Below are 895 nucleotides of genomic sequence, written 5' to 3'. Positions count from 1 at the left end.
GCGCAAATGGACGGCGGCATATTAGTAGTGGCTGCTACCGACGGTCCTATGCCACAAACACGTGAGCATATTTTACTAGGTCGTCAAGTTGGTATTCCATACATGATCGTTTTCATGAACAAATGTGACATGGTAGACGACGAAGAATTACTAGAGCTAGTAGAAATGGAAGTGCGTGAGCTTCTTAGTGAATATGATTTTCCAGGTGATGATTTACCGGTAATTCAAGGCTCAGCACTCAAAGCCCTTGAAGGCGATGAAAAGTGGGAAGCTAAAATTCTTGAACTAGCAGATGCGCTAGACAACTACATTCCAGAGCCAAAGCGTGACGTAGACAAGCCATTTATTCTGCCAATAGAAGATGTGTTCTCGATTTCAGGCCGTGGTACGGTTGTAACAGGTCGTATTGAACAAGGCATTGTTAAAGTAGGCGAAGAAGTTGAAATAATCGGTATAAAAGATACGGTTAAAACAACGTGTACAGGCGTTGAGATGTTCCGTAAATTGCTTGACGAAGGTCGTGCCGGCGAGAACGTAGGTATATTATTACGTGGTACTAAGCGTGAAGACGTTGAACGTGGTCAAGTACTTGCGAAGCCTGGTTCAATTAAGCCACACACCAAGTTTGAAGCTGAAGTGTATATCTTAAGCAAAGACGAAGGTGGCCGTCATACGCCATTCTTTAAAGGTTACCGCCCACAGTTTTATTTCCGTACGACTGACGTAACAGGGGCTGTAGAGCTTCCTGAAGGCGTAGAAATGGTAATGCCTGGTGATAACCTTAAATTCGTAGTAGAGCTAATTGCTCCAATCGCGATGGATGAAGGCTTACGCTTTGCAATCCGTGAAGGTGGCCGTACTGTAGGCGCCGGTGTTGTTGCTAAAATACTGTAGT

Annotated in this window: 1 protein-coding gene; it reads left to right on the top strand. The window is 44.6% G+C overall.

Features of this window, described 5'->3' with window-relative positions:
* Positions 1-894 (top strand): elongation factor Tu (gene tuf, locus GPUN_RS13500; RefSeq protein WP_040521230.1); only part of this gene is annotated, 894 nt, incomplete at its 5' end.
* Position 895 lies beyond the last annotated feature (1 nt).

Source organism: Glaciecola punicea ACAM 611 (assembly GCF_000252165.1).
GTDB classification, from domain to species: Bacteria; Pseudomonadota; Gammaproteobacteria; order Enterobacterales; family Alteromonadaceae; genus Glaciecola; species Glaciecola punicea.
Note: the sequence above shows the minus strand (reverse complement) of the source record. Positions and strands in the feature narration are given on the sequence as shown.